The 19,975-nt window shown below is 65.5% G+C and carries 22 protein-coding genes; 13 read left to right on the top strand and 9 right to left on the bottom strand.

Going from position 1 to position 19,975, the window contains the following annotated elements; all coding sequences use genetic code 11:
* The coding region (locus BMX78_RS22665) for an IS1249 family transposase (RefSeq protein ID WP_353615414.1) at positions 1 to 713 on the bottom strand (713 nt) is incomplete at its 3' end.
* Positions 714 to 833: 120 nt separating this feature from the next.
* Positions 834 to 1,964 carry an IS1249 family transposase gene (locus BMX78_RS00010; protein WP_170850641.1) on the bottom strand — a complete coding sequence of 377 codons (1,131 nt, stop codon included), beginning with the start codon at positions 1,962 to 1,964 and terminating at the stop codon, positions 834 to 836.
* A gap of 192 nt (positions 1,965 to 2,156) precedes the next feature.
* Between BMX78_RS00010 and yidC the strand changes: the two genes are divergently transcribed.
* Genes yidC through BMX78_RS00025 form a run of 3 tightly spaced genes read left to right on the top strand, consistent with a single transcriptional unit; the run spans position 2,157 to position 4,257 of the window.
* Positions 2,157 to 2,978 (top strand): membrane protein insertase YidC, encoded by an 822-nt coding sequence (gene yidC / locus BMX78_RS00015; RefSeq protein WP_091414946.1) that lies wholly within the window; start codon positions 2,157 to 2,159, stop codon positions 2,976 to 2,978.
* Positions 2,979 to 3,025: 47 nt separating this feature from the next.
* Entirely contained in the window at positions 3,026 to 3,583 is a 558-nt protein-coding gene (locus BMX78_RS00020; RefSeq protein WP_091414949.1) for a dihydrofolate reductase family protein, read from the top strand.
* 17 nt (positions 3,584 to 3,600) lie between these two features.
* Positions 3,601 to 4,257 (top strand): SDR family oxidoreductase, encoded by a 657-nt coding sequence (locus BMX78_RS00025; RefSeq protein WP_091414952.1) that lies wholly within the window; start codon positions 3,601 to 3,603, stop codon positions 4,255 to 4,257.
* Here the strand turns inward: BMX78_RS00025 and BMX78_RS00030 are convergent.
* Entirely contained in the window at positions 4,250 to 5,455 is a 1,206-nt protein-coding gene (locus tag BMX78_RS00030; RefSeq protein ID WP_091414954.1) for an ROK family protein, read from the bottom strand. The two genes, BMX78_RS00025 and BMX78_RS00030, sit on opposite strands and share 8 nt — an antisense overlap.
* A gap of 97 nt (positions 5,456 to 5,552) precedes the next feature.
* Between BMX78_RS00030 and BMX78_RS00035 the strand changes: the two genes are divergently transcribed.
* From BMX78_RS00035 to BMX78_RS00055, 5 genes are all read left to right on the top strand, one after another.
* The gene (locus BMX78_RS00035; RefSeq protein WP_091414955.1) at positions 5,553 to 7,265 is read left to right on the top strand and encodes a glycoside hydrolase family 13 protein; all 1,713 of its coding nucleotides are present in this window, start codon (positions 5,553 to 5,555) and stop codon (positions 7,263 to 7,265) included.
* 31 nt (positions 7,266 to 7,296) lie between these two features.
* Complete coding sequence (locus tag BMX78_RS00040) at positions 7,297 to 8,238, top strand: aldo/keto reductase (protein WP_091414958.1); 942 nt, start codon at positions 7,297 to 7,299, stop codon at positions 8,236 to 8,238.
* Between the two features lie 166 nt (positions 8,239 to 8,404).
* Positions 8,405 to 9,268, top strand: coding sequence for an HpcH/HpaI aldolase/citrate lyase family protein (locus tag BMX78_RS00045; RefSeq protein WP_091414960.1), 864 nt, complete (start codon positions 8,405 to 8,407; stop codon positions 9,266 to 9,268).
* Between the two features lie 29 nt (positions 9,269 to 9,297).
* Complete coding sequence (locus tag BMX78_RS00050; RefSeq protein WP_091414962.1) at positions 9,298 to 10,230, top strand: DUF2797 domain-containing protein; 933 nt, start codon at positions 9,298 to 9,300, stop codon at positions 10,228 to 10,230.
* Positions 10,231 to 10,250: 20 nt separating this feature from the next.
* Complete coding sequence (locus tag BMX78_RS00055) at positions 10,251 to 10,475, top strand: DUF3188 domain-containing protein (protein ID WP_091414964.1); 225 nt, start codon at positions 10,251 to 10,253, stop codon at positions 10,473 to 10,475.
* Here BMX78_RS00055 and BMX78_RS00060 read toward each other — a convergent pair.
* Positions 10,463 to 12,148: a SulP family inorganic anion transporter gene (locus tag BMX78_RS00060; protein ID WP_286138728.1), complete on the bottom strand. Its 1,686-nt coding sequence runs from the start codon at positions 12,146 to 12,148 to the stop codon at positions 10,463 to 10,465. The two genes, BMX78_RS00055 and BMX78_RS00060, sit on opposite strands and share 13 nt — an antisense overlap.
* A complete protein-coding gene (locus BMX78_RS00065) occupies positions 12,145 to 12,525 on the bottom strand; it encodes an ArsR/SmtB family transcription factor (protein WP_091414967.1) in 381 nt (126 codons plus the stop codon). Before BMX78_RS00065 ends, BMX78_RS00060 begins: the two co-directional genes overlap by 4 nt.
* Before the next feature lie 124 nt (positions 12,526 to 12,649).
* Between BMX78_RS00065 and BMX78_RS00070 the strand changes: the two genes are divergently transcribed.
* From BMX78_RS00070 to BMX78_RS00090, 5 genes are all read left to right on the top strand, one after another.
* Positions 12,650 to 13,111, top strand: a complete 462-nt coding sequence (locus BMX78_RS00070; protein WP_091414968.1) for an FAS1-like dehydratase domain-containing protein — start codon at positions 12,650 to 12,652, stop codon at positions 13,109 to 13,111.
* Positions 13,112 to 13,113: 2 nt separating this feature from the next.
* On the top strand, positions 13,114 to 13,551 hold the full coding sequence (locus tag BMX78_RS00075) for a MaoC family dehydratase (protein WP_091414971.1): 438 nt from the start codon (positions 13,114 to 13,116) through the stop codon (positions 13,549 to 13,551).
* A gap of 40 nt (positions 13,552 to 13,591) precedes the next feature.
* Complete coding sequence (locus BMX78_RS00080) at positions 13,592 to 14,659, top strand: UDP-N-acetylmuramate dehydrogenase (RefSeq protein ID WP_091414973.1); 1,068 nt, start codon at positions 13,592 to 13,594, stop codon at positions 14,657 to 14,659.
* A gap of 26 nt (positions 14,660 to 14,685) precedes the next feature.
* Positions 14,686 to 15,816 carry a winged helix DNA-binding domain-containing protein gene (locus BMX78_RS00085; protein WP_091414975.1) on the top strand — a complete coding sequence of 377 codons (1,131 nt, stop codon included), beginning with the start codon at positions 14,686 to 14,688 and terminating at the stop codon, positions 15,814 to 15,816.
* 320 nt (positions 15,817 to 16,136) lie between these two features.
* The gene (locus BMX78_RS00090; RefSeq protein WP_139204853.1) at positions 16,137 to 16,934 is read left to right on the top strand and encodes a PDDEXK family nuclease; all 798 of its coding nucleotides are present in this window, start codon (positions 16,137 to 16,139) and stop codon (positions 16,932 to 16,934) included.
* 80 nt (positions 16,935 to 17,014) lie between these two features.
* Here BMX78_RS00090 and asd read toward each other — a convergent pair whose 3' ends face one another.
* The 4 genes from asd to BMX78_RS00110 all read right to left on the bottom strand — a co-directional run bounded on the left by asd (position 17,015) and on the right by BMX78_RS00110 (position 19,972).
* Positions 17,015 to 18,145, bottom strand: coding sequence for an aspartate-semialdehyde dehydrogenase (gene asd / locus BMX78_RS00095; protein WP_091414980.1), 1,131 nt, complete (start codon positions 18,143 to 18,145; stop codon positions 17,015 to 17,017).
* Positions 18,146 to 18,243: 98 nt separating this feature from the next.
* Complete coding sequence (locus BMX78_RS00100; RefSeq protein WP_286138729.1) at positions 18,244 to 18,783, bottom strand: hypothetical protein; 540 nt, start codon at positions 18,781 to 18,783, stop codon at positions 18,244 to 18,246.
* Positions 18,784 to 18,848: 65 nt separating this feature from the next.
* Entirely contained in the window at positions 18,849 to 19,325 is a 477-nt protein-coding gene (locus BMX78_RS00105) for a hypothetical protein (RefSeq protein WP_139204854.1), read from the bottom strand.
* A gap of 5 nt (positions 19,326 to 19,330) precedes the next feature.
* Complete coding sequence (locus tag BMX78_RS00110) at positions 19,331 to 19,972, bottom strand: hypothetical protein (protein WP_091414985.1); 642 nt, start codon at positions 19,970 to 19,972, stop codon at positions 19,331 to 19,333.
* Positions 19,973 to 19,975: the final 3 nt, after the last annotated feature.

Here is a 19,975-nt window from a genome sequence, read left to right on the forward strand (position 1 = left end):
TTCTTCTTTGCGTAGGTGCGGTGCTTGAGAAATGACTCCCAGCGGGCTTCCCAGGACGCGAACTCGCCCATCCACGATGCTGCCTCATCAAGGTCTGTCACGTGCGTCAGGGCCTTGGCCAGGGCCAGCAGTTCCTTGCCCGCTTCCAGTTTCGGGCGCAGCGTCAGATGCGTGCGGATGTTCTGGCGGATATGAAACAGGCACCGCTGGACCTTCGTTTCGGGCCAGTGTTCCCGCAGGGCGCTCTCGAGGCCTTTGTGCCCGTCCACGATGGCCACGCCCGGTGCCGGGATCTGCTGCAGGAGCGCTGACCAGGAGGCGTGCTTTTCCCGGTCGCACCACTGCCACGCGATGACGTGGGAACCGCTGTAAGCCACCAGCACGCACCAGCCGTTGAAGTACGTGCCGTCGAGCATGAGCACCGGATGAATCTCCCCGGTCACCGGCGCCTGCGGGACCACATTCCAGCACCAGGCACTGCGGCGCCGGAAAGTCCGTTCGGAGCCCGCATACCCGCCCTGGCGCTGCTTTCCAATGAGCCAGGACAGGAACGCCGTGAACTCAGCCTTCCTCGTGACATCAACCCGGGCCTGAGTGCTCGAAGCACCACACGATTTACACCGCCACCTCGTCCGGCCCGAACTGGTGGTCCCGTTCTTCACAAGCTTCCGAGCACATACACCACACCTGGGTTGATTCGATGGAACCGTCACTCCACATGCTTTCAAAGCATGTGCAAACCCCTACAACCCCTGTGAACACTGACAACCAAGGCCATCGCGTACACACATTTTGGCCGCTAACCCACAAAACGTGTGTAATTCGCGGGTGTGTCATGTGCGGCCTGCCCATCCTTTGCGGTGCCAGAGGCCTTCGTCTGCGCTGAGTCCGGTGCTGTAGAGCTCGGGTCCGAGTTTCTGCTCGATCATGGTCCCGGCTTCGGTCTTGGTTGGACGGTAATGCTCGGTTTTGATGAGTTTGGCCGGTGGCAGGGGTTGTTCGCTGTGGAGGTAGAGGTACCACTCGATCGCGCGTTTGCGGTGCTCTTCGCTCATGCCGCGGTGGGCCCGGAGCAGCAACCGGAGTTGGGCGTTGGTGCCGCCTTCGATGCGGTTGGTCGTTGAGGCGATCTGCAGCCCGGCGAACTCAGCGCGCAGGTAGGTGAAAAGTGTGCCGGCTTGGCTGAGTCGTTCCAGCAGCCGGTAGGCCTTACGGAGCCTGTCGTGGGTGTACCACCAGGCCTGATTCGCCCTGACCCAGCCCGGCACAATGGCACTGCCGCTCCGGTAGGTGCGGGCTTTGACCAGGTGTCCGTAACTCTGATGCCAGTCGTTCAACCCGCCCAGCCACGCGGCGGCCTCGTCCGCGGTCGTGATCCTCGTCAGGGCCCTTGCTAGCCGCAGTAGCGCCTTGCCCGCTTCAGTCCTGGGACGGCCTGTCAGGTAGGTCCGGACGTTCCGTTGGACGTGGACCAGACACCGTTGAACCGCGGTCTCACTCCAGCACTCGGACAGGGCCGCTGCGATCCCTGAGCCGCCATCGGTGACCACGACGGTGGGGGCGGGGAACCGGGCGAGCAGGGCAGCCCACGCGGCCTTCTTCTCGGTATCGCACCACTGCCAACCCAGCACGTGATCCCCGGCCACAGCGATCAGGCAGCACCACGAGCCGACATAGATCCCGTCGACCTGAATCTGGTCATGGACCTCGCCCGTGACCGGAATCTCGGGGGCGATGTTCCAGCACCATCCGGTGCGGCGGCGGAAAGAACGGGCCGTGCCGAATGAGGTTGCCGCGGACTGATTCGCCGTGCCTAGCAGCCAGCCCAGAAATGCGTCCAATTCAGCCCGGCGGCTCACATCAGGACGCTCACTCGAGCGGCTTGCTCCGCACTCCAGACACCGGTACCGCTGTTTGCCGGCGGCTGTTCTCCCGTTCCGAACCAGCCCGCGGCCACAAATCAAACATTCCAGAGATATGCAAGCACCCCAGCCACCCTAAGCTTCAAAAGCTTAGCTATCCCGGATTTCCCGCGCGCTTACTGGGAAGCAAGCCCCTCCCATACACACGTTTTGTCCTATAACCCGGCAGGCCCCCTGCGTGACAAGCTCCCCGTTTCGCCGTAGCTTTGCGGCATCTGAGGGATGGGGAAACGTATGGGCTTTCTTGACGAAATCATGGTTCCGTTCCGGTGGCTGGTGTCCGCCATCATGGTTGGGTTCCATGACGGGCTGGGCGCCTTCGGGATGCCGGCAGCCAGCGGCTGGACGTGGACCCTGTCCATCATCGGGCTGGTACTGGTGATCCGGGCCGCCCTGATTCCGATTTTCCTGCAGCAGGTGAAAGCCCAGCGCCGGATGCGGCTGCTGCAGCCGGACCTGATGAAGCTGCAGGAAAAATACCAGGGCAAAACAGACGCAGTTTCCCGCCAGGCAATGGCCCAGGAACAGATGGCACTGTACAAGAAGCACGGGACCAACCCCTTCTCGGCATGCCTGCCCCTGCTGATCCAGCTGCCCTTCTTCCTCGCGCTGTTCCAGGTCCTGTCCGGCATCAGCACACTTGCCCGCCAGGGCCAGGGGATTGGTGCCATGAGCCGCGACCTGGTGGTGCAGTTCGACCAGTCCGGCATCCTCGGCGCCCCGCTCACCGCATCGGTTTTGCACGGCGGCGGGGACCAGGCCGCCGTCGTGATCCTGACCGTCCTGATGATCCTCGCCATGACCGCGGCGCAGTTCCTCACCCAAAGGCTGATCCTCGCGCGGAATGCATCCACAGGGACGCCGGAACCGCCTTTTATGCGGCAGCAGAAGATCCTGCTCTACAGCCTGCCGCTGGTGTTCGGCCTGGGCGGCATCCTCTTCCCCATCGGCGTGCTGATCTACTGGACCGTGACAAATATCTGGACCCTGGCCCAGCAGTTCTTCGTCCGGGACCGGCAGTCCGCCGGCGGTGACGGCCGGCCGGACGCGTCGTAGGGGCCCCTGCCCTTACGCAAAGCCACCCGCACCGGCAGAATGGGCGGATGGGCCAGCTCATCTACTCGGGCATCACCTCTTTGGACGGCTACCTCGCGGACAGCAAGGGCAACTTTGACTGGAGCGCGCCGGACGAGGAAGTCCACGCCTTCGTGAACGACCTGGAGCGCGACGCCGGCACGTACCTGTTCGGCCGGCGCATGTACGAGGTCATGTCCGTATGGGACACGATGGGCGGGCCCGAGGATCCGCCGGTCATCCAGGATTTTGCCCGGATCTGGCGCGGGGCAGACAAGGTTGTCTACTCCTCTTCGCTCGCCCATGCCACCACTGCCCGCACCCGGGTGGAGCGCAGCTTCAACCCCGATGCCGTGCGGGAGCTGAAGGCGGGCACGGACCGGAATATCGGCATTGGCGGTGCCACCCTCGCCGCCGCCGCGCTCCGTGCCGGGCTGGTGGACGAATGCCAGATCTTCGTCAACCCGGTGGCGGTGGGAGGCGGTTTGCGGTACCTGCCTGACGGACTTAACCTGCGGCTCGACCTCCTCGACGAGCACCGGTTCGGCAACGGCGTGGTGTACCTCCGCTACCGTTGCCTGGGCTAAAGGGCAGAATGGGGGACATGACACGCATCGCAATTATCGGCGGCCACGGCAAAGTGGCCCTCCGTCTGTCCACCCTGCTGGCGGAAGAAGGCCACGCCGTCACCTCGTTCATCCGCAACCCGGACCATGCCGCCGACGTTACGGAAACGGGCGCCACGCCGTCGGTCCTTGACGTGGAGAATTCGACGACGGCGGCCCTCGCCGACGCGCTGCAGGGCCACGACGCCGTGGTCTGGTCCGCCGGTGCTGGCGGCGGGAACCCGGACCGGACGTACGCCGTGGACCGGGATGCCGCCATCCGCTCCATGGACGCGGCAGGGCAGGCCGGCGTCGACCGCTACGTGATGGTGTCCTACCTGGGCGCCCGCAAGGACCACGGCGTGCCGTCGGACCATGGCTTTTTCGCCTACGCCGAGGCCAAGGCAGCGGCGGACGAATACCTCCGCGGCACCGGCCTTGCCTGGACCATATTGGGTCCGGGGGCACTCACGGACAAGCCGGGCACCGGCATGATCACTGTGGACCCTGATCCTGCGGGGGAGCGGGCAACATCGCGCAGCAACACTGCCATCGTGGCGGCAGCGGTGCTGGACCTGCCGCAGACGGCAGGCAAGACCATTGAGTTCTGCGACGGTTCGCTGCCTGTCGCCGCGGCGCTGGAGTCGCTTAGCTGAGCGGTGCCGCCAGTGCCAGATCCAGGGAGTGCTTCTCCACGTAGTCAAGGGCGGCGCGGACAGCACCCACGGTGACAATCGAGTCGCCCAGCGGTGAGACCGCTACCCTCGGGGGTGTGGCTGTGAGCTCAGTCAGCCGCCGGCCGATCGGTTCCAGCAGCACGCCGGCGGAGTTGGCCACTGCGCCGCCGATCACCACCAGCTCCGGGTTCAGCATCGTGGATACCGCACCAATGATGCGGGCCAACCTGTCCGCCAGGCGGTCCAGGATGTCCAGTGCCACTTCATCCCCGCCAGCGGCGGCGGCGAACACCTGCTCTGCCTCGACCCCGCCGGAGGCAGGGGCTCGGAGGGATGTCCTGGCGTTGCCGGCCATCGCCTCGGCGGCCCAGGTCCTGGCAAGGCTCGCGATCCCGAACGTGTCGCCCACGCCCTGGACATGCTCGAGGAACGCGAGTTCGCCGGCGCCGCCGCGGCTGCCATGCAGCAGCCGCCCGCCGTCCACCACTCCCGCACCGAATCGTTCGCTGGCAAGGATTACTACGACGTCGTCGATTCCCGCGGCCGCGCCCTGCCACCGCTCGCCCAGAGCGGCAAGGTTGGCATCGTTTTCCAGCAGCACCGTCCAGCCGTGGCGGTCCCGCAGCGCCGACTTCAGCCCGACGTCGAACAATCCCCAGAAGTGCTGGGCGGCCAGCACGTCCCCGTTGCGGTCCACCGGCGCGGCGATGCCGGCGCAGGCGGCGAGCACGGCTTCCGGGGAGGCGCCCACCTGGTCCAAGGCCGCAAGGGCGGCGCGGTCGATGACCGAGATGCGCTCCTCGGCGGAGATTTCCGCTTCCGCAAACGGCTGGCTTGACCGGCCGAGCGTTTTCCCCCGAAGGTCGGATACCACCACTGTTGCCTTGGAAACGCCCACGTCCATCCCGAGGACGTAGCCGGCGCGCTCGTTGAGCTCGAACCGCCTGGCCGGGCGCCCCTTCTGGTATTCGCCGAAGGCGCGCTGGTTCTCCAGTTCCCGGATCCAGCCCCGATCCTTAAGGTCTTCGCAGACGGCGATGGCGGTAGCTCGCGTCAGCCCGGTTGCCTCCATGACCTCGGTGACCCTGACCACGGTGGCGGAGCGCATGAATTCCAGGACTGCTCCGGCGCTCACCCGGCGCAACAACTGCGGCGTGGCAGCGGTGGTTTCAGCCATGCTGTTGACCTTTCTGCGGATTGCACCAGATAATACTTGGGCAACTAAATTTAGATTCAAAATAAATATAGTCGACAAGAAGCAAAGGATCACCCCCTTGTCCACCACCGCCACCCTGGCAACCCTGTCCGATTCCGACCGCCTGGCCGATCCGAACTGGTGGCGCCAGGCCTCCGTCTACCAGATCTATCCGCGCAGCTTCGCCGACTCGAACGGTGACGGCATCGGCGACCTCAGGGGCATCACCTCCAAGGTTCCCTACCTGAAATCGCTCGGGATCGACGCCGTCTGGCTGAGCCCGTTCTACCCCTCGGCATTGGCTGACGGCGGCTACGACGTGGACGACTACCGCGATGTGGACCCCAAGCTGGGAACCCTGGCGGACTTTGACGAGATGGCCAAGGCGCTGCACGACGCCGGCATCAAGCTGATCGCCGACATCGTGCCCAACCACTCCTCGAACAGGCACCAGTGGTTCCAGGAGGCCCTCGCCTCGCCCAAGGGCTCGCCCGCCCGCGACCGCTATATCTTCCGCGACGGGAAGGGCCCCAACGGCGAGTTCCCGCCGTCGGACTGGGACTCAGTGTTCGGCGGACCGGCCTGGGAACGGATCACCGAACCCGACGGCACCCCGGGCCAGTGGTACATGCACATCTTCGCCAAGGAGCAGCCGGACCTGAACTGGTCCAATCGGGAAATCCGTGAGGACTTCCTCAAGACCCTGCGCTTCTGGTCAGACCGCGGCGTGGACGGCTTCCGCGTGGATGTGGCGCACGCGCTCACCAAGGACCTGACCGAACCGCTGCTCTCCAAGCTGGAACTGAGCGCGGCCAACACCGGTGTGGACGGGTTCGACGACGGCACGCACCCCTTCTGGGACCGGGACGAAGTCCACGAGATTTACGCCGAGTGGCGGGAGGTGTTCAACGAGTACAACCCGCCGCGCACCGCCGTCGCTGAAGCATGGGTCCATGCCACCCGCCGGGCCCGCTACGCCAGCCCGCAGGGGCTCGGCCAGGCCTTCAATTTCGACCTCCTGCAGGCCGACTTCGACGCCGCCGAGTACAAGGAAATCATCACCCGCAACCTGGCCGAGGCTGCTGCCACCGGAGCCTCCTCCACCTGGGTGTTCTCCAACCACGACGTGGTCCGCCACGCCACCCGCTACGGCCTGCCCCAGGTATCCAAAGGCAAGGCCGGCACCAAGGGCCAGGACGGCAAGGACTGGCTGCTCGCCGGCGGACCCAAGGAGGAGCTGGACGTGGAGCTCGGTGAACGCCGTGCCCGCGCCGCCACCCTGCTGATGCTCGCCGTGCCGGGCTCGGCCTACCTGTACCAGGGCGAGGAACTGGGCCTGCAGGAAGTCGCCGAGATCCCTGAGTCCGAGCGCCAGGACCCCTCCTTCTTCCGCAACAAGGGCGTGGAGATCGGCCGCGACGGCTGCCGCGTCCCGCTGCCCTGGAACGTTGAGGGAACCTCCTTCGGCTTTGGCGACGGCGGTGCCCACCTGCCCCAGCCCGACTGGTTCAGCAAATACGCCGTGGAAGCGCAGGACGGAACGCAAGGCTCCACGCTGGAGCTCTACCGCAAGGCCCTGAAACTCCGGCGCGAACTGCTGACCGGCGAGGAGCTGGCATGGGTGGAGACCGGCAGCCCGGACGTCCTGCACTTCCGCCGCCCCAATGGCTGGCAGTCCGTCACCAACTTCGGGAACACCGCCGTCGGCCTGCCTGCCGGCGAGGTCCTGGTCAGCAGCGCCCCGCTTGAAGACGGCAAGCTGCCCGCCAACACCACTGCATGGCTGCGCTGATGTCCGTCAGGCGCAAGGGGCTGTCTGCCTGATGCAGGAACTCATCTATGGCTGCATGGGCCTGGGCGGCGGCTGGTCCAACGAGCCGCATGCCGTTGAGCATGTGGACGAGGCCGCTGCCGCCGTCGAGGCCGCCCTGGATGCCGGGATCACGCTGTTCGACCACGCTGACATCTACCGCAGCGGCAAGTCCGAGGCGGTCTTCGGCGAGGTGCTGGCCGCAACTCCCGGGCTCCGGGAGCGGATCCGGCTGCAGACCAAGTGCGGGATCAGGCTCAATGAACGCGGCCTGCAAACCCACTACGACCTCAGCCGTGAATCCATCCTGGAACGGGTCAATGAAAGCCTGAAGCGGCTGCGGACGGACTACGTGGACATCCTCCTGCTGCACCGCCCGGACCCCCTGGCCGACCCGGCGGAGGTGGCTGCCGCCGTCGGACAGTTGATGGCGGAAGGCAAGGTCCGGCAGCTGGGCGTATCCAACATGTCCGGGGCCCAGATCGAGGCGCTCCAGGACCGGCTGGAAACGCCGGTGGTGGCCAACCAGCTGGAAATGAGCCTGCTTAGGCGCGCATGGCTCGAAAGCCAGGTCCTGGTGAATCACGCCGAGCATCTGGACTACAGCTTCCCGCACGGCACCCTGGAGTACTGCGTCCGGAACTCCATCACGTTGCAGGCCTACGGCTCCCTGGCCAGGGGCCTCTACACGGGTGCGGAACCTGACAGCCAAACGTCGGCCGAGGCGGCCACCGCCGGGCTGGTGGCGGAACTGGCGGGGGAGTATGGCAGCTCCGGGGAGTCGGTGCTGCTGGGGTGGCTGATGAAGCATCCTGCCGGCATTGCGCCGGTGATCGGAACGGTCAACCCTGGACGCATCCGGGCCTGTGCCGATGCTGCCCGCGTGGCCCAGGCCATGAGCCGGGCGGACTGGTACAAACTTTGGGTCACTGCGCGGGGCAGCAACATCCCCTGACCACCCCCATGGAGCAGCAGCAGGTGCCGTATGGGACTCCCATTGCGGCACCTGCTGTCACGTCCATTTGCAGAGGCTCCTGTCATATCCCGTTTAGTTCGTATTGATCCTCCCGAGCTGACCGTTTTCGGAGGCATTGGGGTTGCGGGGCGGATACGGTAGATACATGACGTCTACCATCGCCACCGAGACCGTAAGGCCGGAACGCAATATCCCAGCAGAGATCGCCCGCTCCTGGCTCCTCGTGAATGCCATGAAGACCGAGCTGTTTGACCAGTCGGCCGTTTCCCGCGCTGATTCGATCATCCTGGATATTGAAGATGCCGTGGACCCCTCGCAGAAGGACCACGCCCGCAACAACGTCATCGACTGGCTGACCTCCGGAGGCAAAGCCTGGGTCCGCATCAATGACGCCACCAGCCCCTTCTGGGCCGACGACCTCGCGGGCCTCCGCGGCACCCCGGGCCTGCTCGGTGTGATGCTCGCCAAGACCGAATCCGCGGACCAGGTCACCGAGTCCTACCACCGCATGGACGGCAAAACCCCCGTCATCCCGCTGGTGGAGTCCGCCGTCGGCATTGAGGAAGCCAACAACATCGCCAAGGCCCAGGGTGCTTTCCGCCTCGCCTTCGGCTCCGGCGACTTCCGCCGCGACACGGGCATGGCCGCCACCGCCGAGGCCATGGCCTACCCCCGCGCCAAGCTCGTCGTCGCCAGCCGGGTGGGTAACCTCCCGGGTCCCATCGACGGCCCCACCGTCGGCACGAACCACCCCATCCTGCGCGAGCAGACCGGCATCACCGTGATGATGGGTATGACCGGAAAGCTCTGCCTGGCCATCGACCAGACCCCCGTGATCAACGAGGTCATCAGCCCCACGCCGTCCGACGTCGCCTGGGCCACCGACTTCATGGCCGACTTTGAAGCCAACGGCCGGGTCATCCGTGACGGCTCCGACCTGCCCCGCCTGGGCCGCGCCGAGAAGATCATGAAGCTCGCGGTAGCCTTTGGGGTGCAGCCGGCGCTCTAGGCCCGCAGAAATTGTTTTCAGGAGACCCCGTGACCGATACGCCCTATCTGGTCCACGGGGTGTTTTGGCCTGCGGCGGAAGATTCCGCCAACGGCGCGCCTCCTGTCCTGCGGCTGCAGGCCCCGGACGGCGCCTTCCGTGAAACAGCGCTCGACGACGGGTCCCGGCTGGGCTTCCGGCTCGCCGCGGAGGGGAAGTCCTGCCTGGGGCACCACCGCGTGCACGGGCCCGGCCATCGGGACCACGTGCTGTGCAGGAACCAGTCGCCGTCTGTCCGAGGGCACCAGTGCGAGCGGTGCTTTGTAGCGGACGACTTCCGGCTGATGCACGACTTCCACCGTGGCGGCGGCGTTCCGCCCGGGCTGCGAAGCTACCTTATGCAGCCACATTGGCTGTATGTGGCCACGTTCGCGAACGGGGCAAGCAAGGTGGGGACAGCGTCAGACCTGCGCAAGTGGCAGCGGCTCGCCGAGCAGGGCGCCGTGGCCGCCAGTTACATTGCCCGCGCTGCCGACGGGCGGGTGGTGCGGATCCTGGAGGACCTGGTCACGCGCGACGGCGGCCTGCCGCAGCAGGTGCGCTCCGCAGCCAAGGCTGCCGCCCTGGCAGCACCGGCGCCCGCAGAACAGCTCACCGCCCACAACACGGCATTGGCTGACCAAGCCCGCCGGCTGCTGCCCCGGGCGGAGGAAGACGGCTTTGAGGTGGTCACGGAAACCTGGAACAGGCCGCAGCTGGCGGGAAGGTTGTGTTCCGGATCCGCCCGCCACACGGACCCTCATGGGCTGGCTGCAGGCACGCATGGCTTCACGGTCCGGTCCGTCTGCGGCAGTTTTGTGCTGGCCGCCCTTGATGACAGCGGCCTCGAGTTCGTGCTTGACCTGGGCCGGCTGAAAGGCCGCACCATCGAACCGGGTGAGCACACCTCCGAGGTCCCGGCGGTCCAGGAAGCGCTGTTCTGAAGCCCCGGTAGACTGGCAAGGTGCTGAACGAATTCTGGGCCACCGCGCCAACCCGCTACAAAGTCCTGGTTTTCAGCGCGATGGGGCTCATCGCCGTCGGCATCATTTTGAACCTCGTTGGCAACACCAGCGGCAACCAGGCGCTGGCCATGGCATCGCTCCCGCTGATCGGGCTGGGACTTGTCCTGCACGTCGCCGGCATCGTGGTCCGCGGCCAGGCCATCCGCAAGGGCTACAAGCGGTAGCCCGCACTCCGGCGGACGTGGCTGCGGGCATGCTCCACGGCGTCGGGCAGACGCTCAAACAGGTGCTTGTGGTGCCGCAGGGAACGGATCACTCCCACGTTGGTAACCAACGCCAGGTGATCCGGCCGGACACCCTTGAGCAGGACCGTGATTCCGCGCAGTTCCAGGGCAGAGATGACCTCGACCAGGGAGTGGGCGCCGGTGGCGTCGAGCATCCGCACCTGGGAGAGCCTGATGATGGCCACCTGGACGTCCTTGACCTGGCTGATTTCCTGGAGGATCCGTTCGGCGGCTCCAAAGAACATGGCTCCGTCCAGCCGGAGGACGGCGATGTGCTCATCTCCTTCGGACGGCGCCCCGGGAATGTCCTCACGTTGCACACTGCTCAGTGACGCGAATTTCCGCAGCGCGAAAAGCGCGGCCGCGGCAAGCCCGATCTGGATGGCAACAATCAGGTCGAAAGCGACTGTAATGATGGCCGTGAGAACAAAGACGGCGGCGTCCGGCCTGGTGGAACCCAGGATGGCGGTGACGGTCCGCCGCGAAACCATCCGTACTGCCGTAACCATCAGGATCCCGCCCAGCGCGGCCAGCGGAATGCGGCTGACCATCCCCGAGGCAAAATACGTGATGCCCAGCAACACCACCGCATGGATTGCTGCTGCAAGGCGCGTCCTGGCTCCTGAGCGAACATTGACCGCGGTCCGGGCGATGGCCCCGGTGGCAGGCATGCCGCCAAACAGGCCGGCCGCGATGGACGCCAGGCCCTGTCCCGTCAGCTCCCGGTCCGGAGTGTAGGGTCCGGTGGGCTTGCCGTCCGGACCGCTCATCCCGGCGGCCACCCTCGCAGAGAGCAGGGACTCAATGGCAGCCAGGCAGGCGATGGCCACAGCGGGCATCGCCAGGCTGCCCAAGGATGCCAGCTCAAAAGCGGGGATGGCAGGCGCCGGCAGGGAATGCGGAAGAGGGCCGATCCGGGGAATGTCCAGCTGCAGGAGCTCGGCAGCTGCCGTGGCCAGGAAAACCGCGAGCAGGCTCGCGGGAAGCGCCCGGGACAGCTTTTGCGCCAGAACCATAACGACGGCGACCAGCGCCACGAGTGCGAGCGTCAGCAGGACGGTTGGAGCGGCCGCCGTCGATGCCGCCTCGATGGCCGCAAGGAGTGTGTTGTGTCCCGGGGTTCCGGACGTGCCGGTGGCAAGCGGGACCTGCTGAAGGAAGATGATGGCCGCGATGCCGAGGGTAAAACCCTCCACCACCGGCCAGGGTATGAAGGCTACAGCCCGACCCAGGCCGCTGAAACCCAGCACACAGACCAGCACGCCCGCCATCAGGGACAAAAGAGCCACACTGCCGGTGCCGTGGACCGCCACCACGGGAGCAAGCACCACAACCATGGCGCCGGTGGGCCCGGACACCTGCACCGGGGAGCCGCCCATAACAGCCGCCACCAGCCCGGCCACGATCGCTGTTATAAGTCCGGTTTCAGCGCCCACCCCGGAGCTCACGCCGAATGCCAGGGCAAGCGGCAGCGCCACGATGCCTACGGTGATGCCGGCCAGCAGATCGGTACGCCATGATGCCGCGAGCCCCGCGTAGTCCTTCCGGGACGGCAGGAACCGCCGTGCCCTCCGGATCGCCGGGCCGGTGGCGGTGCGCTGGCCTGTGCTCACGAGGCTGCTCCGGGTGACAGGTGCTCGGCCGGCAACTGCTGTGCCAGCCTGAGTTGCTCGTGCGATTCAGCGAGGCTGTCCAGCAGGAACGTCCGCGCGATGGCAAGCAGCTGCGAAACTCCGGGATGCGCCAACTGATAGGTCACAGCATTGGCGGTGCGTACCGACGTCACCACCTTGTGCTTGCGCAGGGTGGCCAAGTGCTGGGAGAGGTGGGACGCTTCCAGCCCGGTTTCTGCCAGCAGATAACTCACTGGCGCAGTTTCCCTGGGCGCCGCTGCCAGCAGCTCAAGGATCCGGATCCTTGCCGGATGCGCCAAAGCCTTGAAGAGGTTGGCTTTGATCTCGTACAGCGGAGCCTGGGCGGAGGACAACATGGCAGCGCTCCTGGGCGCGGTGACTGACTCAGGAGCAAGCCCCGCCGATTGATGGATTGATGAAACCATCATACCACTGCCTGCAAGACCGCCCGGGAGATGAGGCAGCGATAGGCTTGAGCCCATGACTATCAATCCGGACCTGCAGGGCAGAAGCTACCCTGCCGCAGAGGTGTACGAGGTCGGCCGCGAGAAGATCCGCGAGTTCGCCCGCGCCGTGAAAGCAACCCACCCTGCACACTTCGACGTGGACGCCGCCAAGGCGCTGGGCCACGCCGACCTTGTTGCCCCGCCGACGTTCGCCATCATCATCGCCCAACGCGCCGACGCCCAGCTCATCGAGGATCCGGACGCCGGCATCGACTTCTCCCGCGTGGTCCACGCCGACCAGCGCTTCACGCACCACCGCCCCATCTTTGCCGGCGACCGGCTGGTGGCAGAGCTGCACGTGGACGGCGTCCGGGCCATGGGCGGGGGAGCGATGATCACCACCCGCTCTGAAGTCTTCGCACTGGGCGCGGACGAATCCCGTGAGCCGGTCACCACCACCACGTCATCCATCCTGGTCCGCGGAGAGGGACAGTAACCATGAGCCTCAGCATCCACGAACTCAGCCCCGGCCAGGAGATCGGCAGCCGAACCATCGAGGTCACCCGCACCGACCTGGTCAAGTACGCCGGCGCTTCCGGTGACTTCAACCCCATCCACTGGAACGAAGCCTTCGCCACCGGCGTTGAACTGCCCGGCGTCATCGCCCACGGCATGTTCACCATGGGCTCCGCCGTGCAGCTGGTCACCGACTGGGCAGGCGATCCGGCCGCCGTCGTGGACTTCCAGACCCGCTTCACCAAGCCCGTCCTGGTCACCGACACCACGGGAACGGAGGCGCCGGGCGCCACGATCGAGGTCAGCGGACTGATCGGAAAACTCGACGCCGAGGCCAACACCGCGCGCATCGACCTCACCGTTGTTGCGGCCGGCCAGAAGGTCCTGATGAAGGCCCAGGCCGTCGTCAAACTCAGCTGAGCCGGAAAGCGGGGCTCATGTTCGGCGATAGGGTTGTCTGGTGACTTCCACCCTGCTTTCCCAGTTCACCACGGCCGCCGTCGGAGGCCCCGCCGGCACCTTTATCGAGGCCCGGACCGAGGCTGACATCATCGACGCCGTCCGGACAGCGGACGCGGCGGGGGAGCCGCTGCTGATTATCAGCGGCGGCTCCAACCTGCTGATTTCCGACGACGGGTTCCCCGGCACGGTCGTCAGGATCGCCTCGGAGGGATTCACCGTCAACGCCGAAGACTCCTGCGGCGGGGTGGCCGTGGTGGTGCAGGCGGGCCACAACTGGGACAAGCTCGTTGAGCACGCTGTCCTTCACGCCTGGTCCGGCATCGAGGCGCTGGCGGGCATCCCGGGCTCCACCGGGGCAACTCCCGTGCAGAACGTGGGCGCCTATGGTTCGGACGTTTCGCAGACCATAGCCGCCGTGCGGACCTGGGACCGCGAGCGGAACGCCGTCAAAACCTTCACCAACTCCGAGTTGAAGTTCGGCTACCGGGATTCCATCCTGAAGCAGACCACCATCAACGGCTCGCCCCGTTATGTGGTGCTGACGGTGGAGTTCCAGCTGCCGATCGGGCGCATGAGTGCTCCCATCCGGTATGCGGAGCTCGCCCGGTCGCTGGGGGTGGAACAGGGAAAGCGTGCCTACGCCACCGACGTCCGCCGGGAAGTGCTGCGGCTGCGTGCTTCCAAGGGTATGGTGCTGGATCCGGCAGACCGCGACACCTTTTCCACCGGTTCGTTCTTCACCAACCCGATTGTCCCGGCGGAGGTGGCCGAGGCTCTGCCGGAGGGCGCGCCGCGTTATCCTGCCGGTCAGGACGGACTGGTGAAGCTCTCTGCCGCCTGGCTGATAGACCAGGCCGGCTTTGGCAAGGGCTTTGGGCTGGAGCCTGGCAGCGTCAGCGGCGGCCGTGCATCCCTGTCCACCAAGCACACCCTGGCCATCACCAACCGCGGCTCAGCCAAGGCAGCTGATGTGGTGGCGGTGGCCCGCGAGGTGCGTGCCGGCGTCGAACGTCGTTTTGGCATTGAACTCCACCCGGAACCGCTGCTGATCGGGCTGGAGCTGTAGCACGGTCCTGGCCATAGGATGGGGCCATGGCTGCGAAGGTGGGGATCCGTCTTGACCGTCGAACGCTGGGCAGGCTTCGGCTGGTGTCCCAACGGCTGCTCCCGCTCCCGTCTGTTCCCCCGCAACCGGGCCATTCTGATTCGATAGCTGCCATGGTCCGCTGGATGACAGCCACGCAGGCCCAGGACCTGCAGGCGGCACTCTGGGCTGTGGGCGCCAGGGTTCCCGGCGCGGGGGTGGCCGATGTCCGTTCCGCCCTTGATTCCGGTGCTGTGGTGCGCTCGTGGCCCATGCGCGGAACGCTGCACCTGGTGGCGCCGGAGGACCTGCACTGGATGCTGGACCTTACTGCGGAGCGTCTCACCAAAGGCATTGCGGGCCGGCACCGCGAATTGGGTATTTCCTGGGCTGACATCGAAAAGTGCCGTGACCTGGCCCTGGAGTACATCGCTGCAGGTGGTCCTGCCGGCCGGGCTGCCCTTTTCGAGGTTTTCGACGCCGCCGGGCAGTCTACCCAGGGCCAGCGGGGTATCCACATCCTCGGGACACTGTGCCGGCACGGCTGGCTGGTGCTCGGGCCGCTGGCGGGAAACCAGCAGTTGTTTGCCGTCTTCGATCAATGGATCCCGGACTCGCGCCGGCTCGAACGGCAGGAGGGCATCGCCGAGTTCGCGCTGCGCTATTTCCGAAGCCACGGGCCGGCCACCATCCGGGACTTCGCCTGGTGGACGCAGATTCCGCTGACCGAGGTCCGGGCGGCTTTTGAGGGCATCAAGGACCAGCTGGTCAATGTGGAGTTTGGGGACACCAGTTACTGGCTGTCCACGGAGACGGCATCATTGCTCGACGGCGGCGTGCCCGGGCAGCGGTCCGTCCTCCTGCTTCCCGGTTTCGACGAGTTTCTGCTGGGTTACCAGGACCGCAGCCTTGTCTTGGCTCCCGAGCACGCCAACAAGATCGTCCCCGGCGGCAACGGTGTCTTCAAGAAAACGCTGGTGGCCGGGGGAGAGGTGACAGGCACGTGGGCCCGTTCCGGCACGGGCGCGGGTGCCGCCGTCGTGCCTGAACTCTTTGATGAAGCCCGTCCCCTCGGTGTTACGGCGAAGGCTGCCTTCAACCGTGCCGCCCAACGCTACCTCGCCTTCCTCGGCGCCTAAAACCGTACGCGCGGCCCTGGGCCGCTTAACCGGTGCTGGCCACCACCGGTTGAGCGGGGCACGGCCGCTGCTGCACATTTACGGGTACAAGAGTTGTCCACACCCGGCAGCCTGCGGCTTCCCTTCACACGGTCGGCGGACGAAGTATTGGTCCATGAAGCCCGAGAAAACCCGGCAATTGATAGAGGACCGCTGGCCGTCAACGCCCCTGGCATCGACCACGGAGCTTCAGGAAGCCGGCATAGGGGACCGGCTCCTCACGTCGGCGGTGCGGTACGGCACCCGTAGTTCGTGTGCGTCGCGGCGCCTACGCACAGAACTTGTATTGGAACGGGCTAAAGCCATGGGCCCGTGACCGCCTGCTCGTTGATGCACACCATCTCTCCACTGGCGGGACTGCCCTGTACAGCCACCTGAGCGCAGCGCGGCTGCACGAATGCCAGGTGTGGAATACCGGACCGCTGATCCACGTAACAACCGGCTATGCGAATTCCCGGGCAAGCGCAGGAACGGATGTCAGGACGCATCGGGCTGCCGTCACGGAGGATGACATCACCCGGCTCGTGACCACTGACGGTAAGGTTTTCCTTGCAACCAGCCCGGAGAGGACTGTTCTGGACTGCGCGCGGATCCTGCCGCTCGAGCAGGCGGCCGTAATTGGCGATCACGCGTTGCGCAAGGGAGCCTCGCGCGACGATATCCAGCGGCTTCTCAGCATCGGTCCGGAAAAGAAAGGGAGCCGGAAGGCCCGTATCCTGCTGGACGCGCTGGACGGACGGTCCGAATCTGCGGGGGAGACCCGGACGAGGCTTCTGCTGCATGCCCTAGGTATTCGCAGCTTCATACCCCAATTTGAGATTCCAACTGCTTCCGGCCTGTTCCGGGCCGATTTCGCTGATCCGGAAGCGAGGACCGTCATCGAGTTTGATGGCGCCGGGAAGTACACGGAGTACCGGCCCACGGAACAAGTTCTTCTCGCTGAACGCCGGCGGGAGAACGCGCTGATTGAAGAGGGGTGGTTGGTACTTCGGCTCAACTGGCAGCACCTTGACCGGCCCGCAGAGTTAAAGCTCCGCCTGCAGGTTATGGCAGAGCGCTCCCGCCGGATGTCCGCCTGACACAAGAGCGGCCCTGACCCGCTTAACCGGTGCTGGGCAGCAACGGTTAAGCGGGCCAGGGCCGCTCCTGGGGAACCGGCCTACAGGTTCCCGGTGGCGATGTTCAGCATGCGGCGCAGCGGCTCGGCGGCGCCCCAAAGGAGCTGGTCGCCCACGGTGAAGGCGCTGATGTACTGCGGGCCCATTTCCATCTTGCGGATGCGGCCCACAGGGATGTCCAGGGTGCCGGAGGCGGCGACGGGGGTCAGGTCGGCCATGGAGGCTTCCTTGGTGTTCGGAACCACCTTGGCCCACTGGTTGTCCTCGTCCAGCAGCTTTTCGATCTCGGCGACGGACAGGTCCTCGCGCAGCTTGAGGGTCAGTGCCTGGGAGTGGGAGCGCATGGCGCCGATGCGGACGCAGAGGCCGTCCATGATGATCCGGTTTTCGTCCGAAGTGCCCAGGATCTTGTTGGTCTCAACCCCGGCCTTCCACTCTTCCTTGGACTGGCCGTTGCCCAGGTCGGCGTCGATCCAGGGGATCAGGGAGCCGGCCAGGGGGACGCCGAACTGGGTGGCGTCGATGTCGGTGCGCTGGTGGGCCAGGACCTTGCGGTCGATGTCCAGGATGGCCGACGCCGGGTCGTCCAGTTCCGTGCTCACCTCGGCGTTGAGTGTGCCGAACTGGCTGAGCAGCTCGCGCATGTGCCGCGCGCCGCCGCCGGAGGCAGCCTGGTAGGTCATGGAGGTGCCCCATTCGACCAGGTTGTTCTTGAACAGGCCGCCGAGGCCCATGAGCATGCAGGAGACGGTGCAGTTGCCGCCGATGAAGTCCTTGGTGCCGTTGACGAGACCCTTGTCGATGACGTCCCGGTTGATGGGGTCCAGGACGATGATGGAGTCGTCGTTCATGCGGAGGGTGGAGGCGGCATCGATCCAGAGGCCGTCCCAGCCGCGGCTGCGCAGCTCGCCGTGGACCTGCTTGGTGTAATCGCCGCCCTGTGCGGTGACGATAATGGGCAGCTTGGCCAGCGTGTCGACGTCGAACGCGTTTTCGAGCTTGCCAGTGCCTTCAGCGAAGGAAGGCGCGGCACCTCCCGCGTTGGAGGTGGAGAAGAACACTGGGTTGATGTTGGCGAAGTCGCCCTCGTCCTGCATGCGCTGCATCAGGACGGAACCGACCATGCCGCGCCATCCGACCAGGCCGACGGAAGGGGTAGCTGCTGTAGTCATTCGTACAGTTTAGACTTCGGAACCGGCACGGCGCAGTCAGTTACGTCACGCGCCCACGGGTTCCGGCTCAACGGGCACGCCGGCGCGTGTGGGACAGCCTAGTTGTCGAACTGGCGGGCGGTGGGTTCGGGTATCCCACGCTCGGCGCGCAGGCGTTTGGCCGTCGAGGCCACCTTCGCCATCCGAATGGCATACGCCGCGCCTCCCAGCCCGGCGGCCGTCAAGAACAGCCCGCCCCACATCGGATCCTGGCCTTGGCCGGTGGGTCCGGCCACCAGCAGGATAGAGAAGACTGCCGCTGCAGCGAAGAAGACAGCCATCGCCAGGAAGCCGCCGGCGGACCTCACCTGCGGGTGGGAGCTGGCCGTGACCACTCCCAGCTCGTCCTTGGCGTAGCTGTGGAGCCTGCCTTCCACCGTACGGAACAGGACTCTCTTGTCACCGCGTGCCAGCGCCTGTTCGTGGTAGGCGCGGACTTGGTCATCGGAGTACGGGCCACTGCCCGTGTTGTTGCCTGGAATGCCGTTCTGCACGCTGGTCCCCGGTCCGTATTCTTTCTCGTACTGGAGCACATTGACGGGGCTCGGACCATATTTAGTTCCGTCCGGCCAGCGGAATGCGGGGCGGTCAGCTTCCATAAGCGTTCCTATCCGAGGCGTTTTTCTTGCAGCGGAACTTACATCTCAGCCATGCCGCTTCAGTACTAGGCCTCACCAGGAAATGGGCGCGTGCTGTCTGGGAAGTTTTCGCGGGTGATGGCAATACCCGAGGGATTGGATTCAAACCAGGCCCGGGCCTGGTCATCGGTCAGGGCGAAACGCGGCTTCGGCAGCCCTTTCAGCCTGCGCTGCCTGGAAGCCCGCAATTCGCGGCGAAGATTCATGATGCCCAGTAGCCAGCCGCCGGTAAAGAGGACGGTGCCAAGTAACCCAAAAACAACCACAATCAGATTAAGGCTCGCAAGCGCGATGATCAGCAGAAGGGGTGCTCCGAGCGCAGGGATGGTCATGAGGGCTGTTACCACGAAAAGCCCGGTGGTTGTGTGGACGGAGTAGTTCCCGGTTGGCTGGGCACCGCCGATGCCCCACTCTTCCTTCGTGTAGGCATGCACGGTGCGTTCCATACCCGTCGCATAAAAGTACTGGCGTTCGACGAGTAGTTTTTGTACGGCGGGATCCATTTCCATCAGTTTTCGCCGGCTTCATGATCGAAGGCCTTCAGTACCGCCGTAAGGTCCTCGCTGGTCGTCGCAAGTTGTTCAGGTCCAACAACGTCGCCCTGCGCAATGGTGTGGGCCCAGCCGCGGGTGTCTTTGCGGATAAGGAGCTGCTGTGAGGAAGGGACCCGTCCAGATCTGATCTTCACGCCACCTTCCGGATACTTGAGCAGGTGCTCCCGAACAATGAAGGCTTCTGCCGCTTCCTTGGAGAAGTGAGCATCCTGGGGAAGGACGAACCAGCTCATCATGGTTCTCGGCTGGAAGATCAGCGATATTCTTCCGGCCTCGGCATGCAGCACCGAGTCTGCGCGCTGCGCGTCCATCAGCAGATCCAGTTGTGTCCATTTCGCCGCATGGGAAAGGGTGTAAGCAACTGCATCCACCTTTGCATCAAACTCGACGTTGGTGCCATCGACTGCCGCCAGGCGGCGAGCGATGAGCGACGAGAGGCCCGCACTGACCAGTTGCTTGTTCTCTGACTCCTCCGTTAGCCGGAGCCAGGCGGCGCTGGCGCGGGATTCGTCTGTGTCCTGCAGTTGTACGAGATAAGCCATTTCTGCAACACCGAATCCCAGGGAGGTGTCTGTCGCCGTTTGTGCCTCAGTCATGCT

It is taken from the genome of Arthrobacter sp. OV608 (genome assembly GCA_900110595.1).
In the GTDB taxonomy this organism is placed as follows: domain Bacteria; phylum Actinomycetota; class Actinomycetes; order Actinomycetales; family Micrococcaceae; genus Arthrobacter.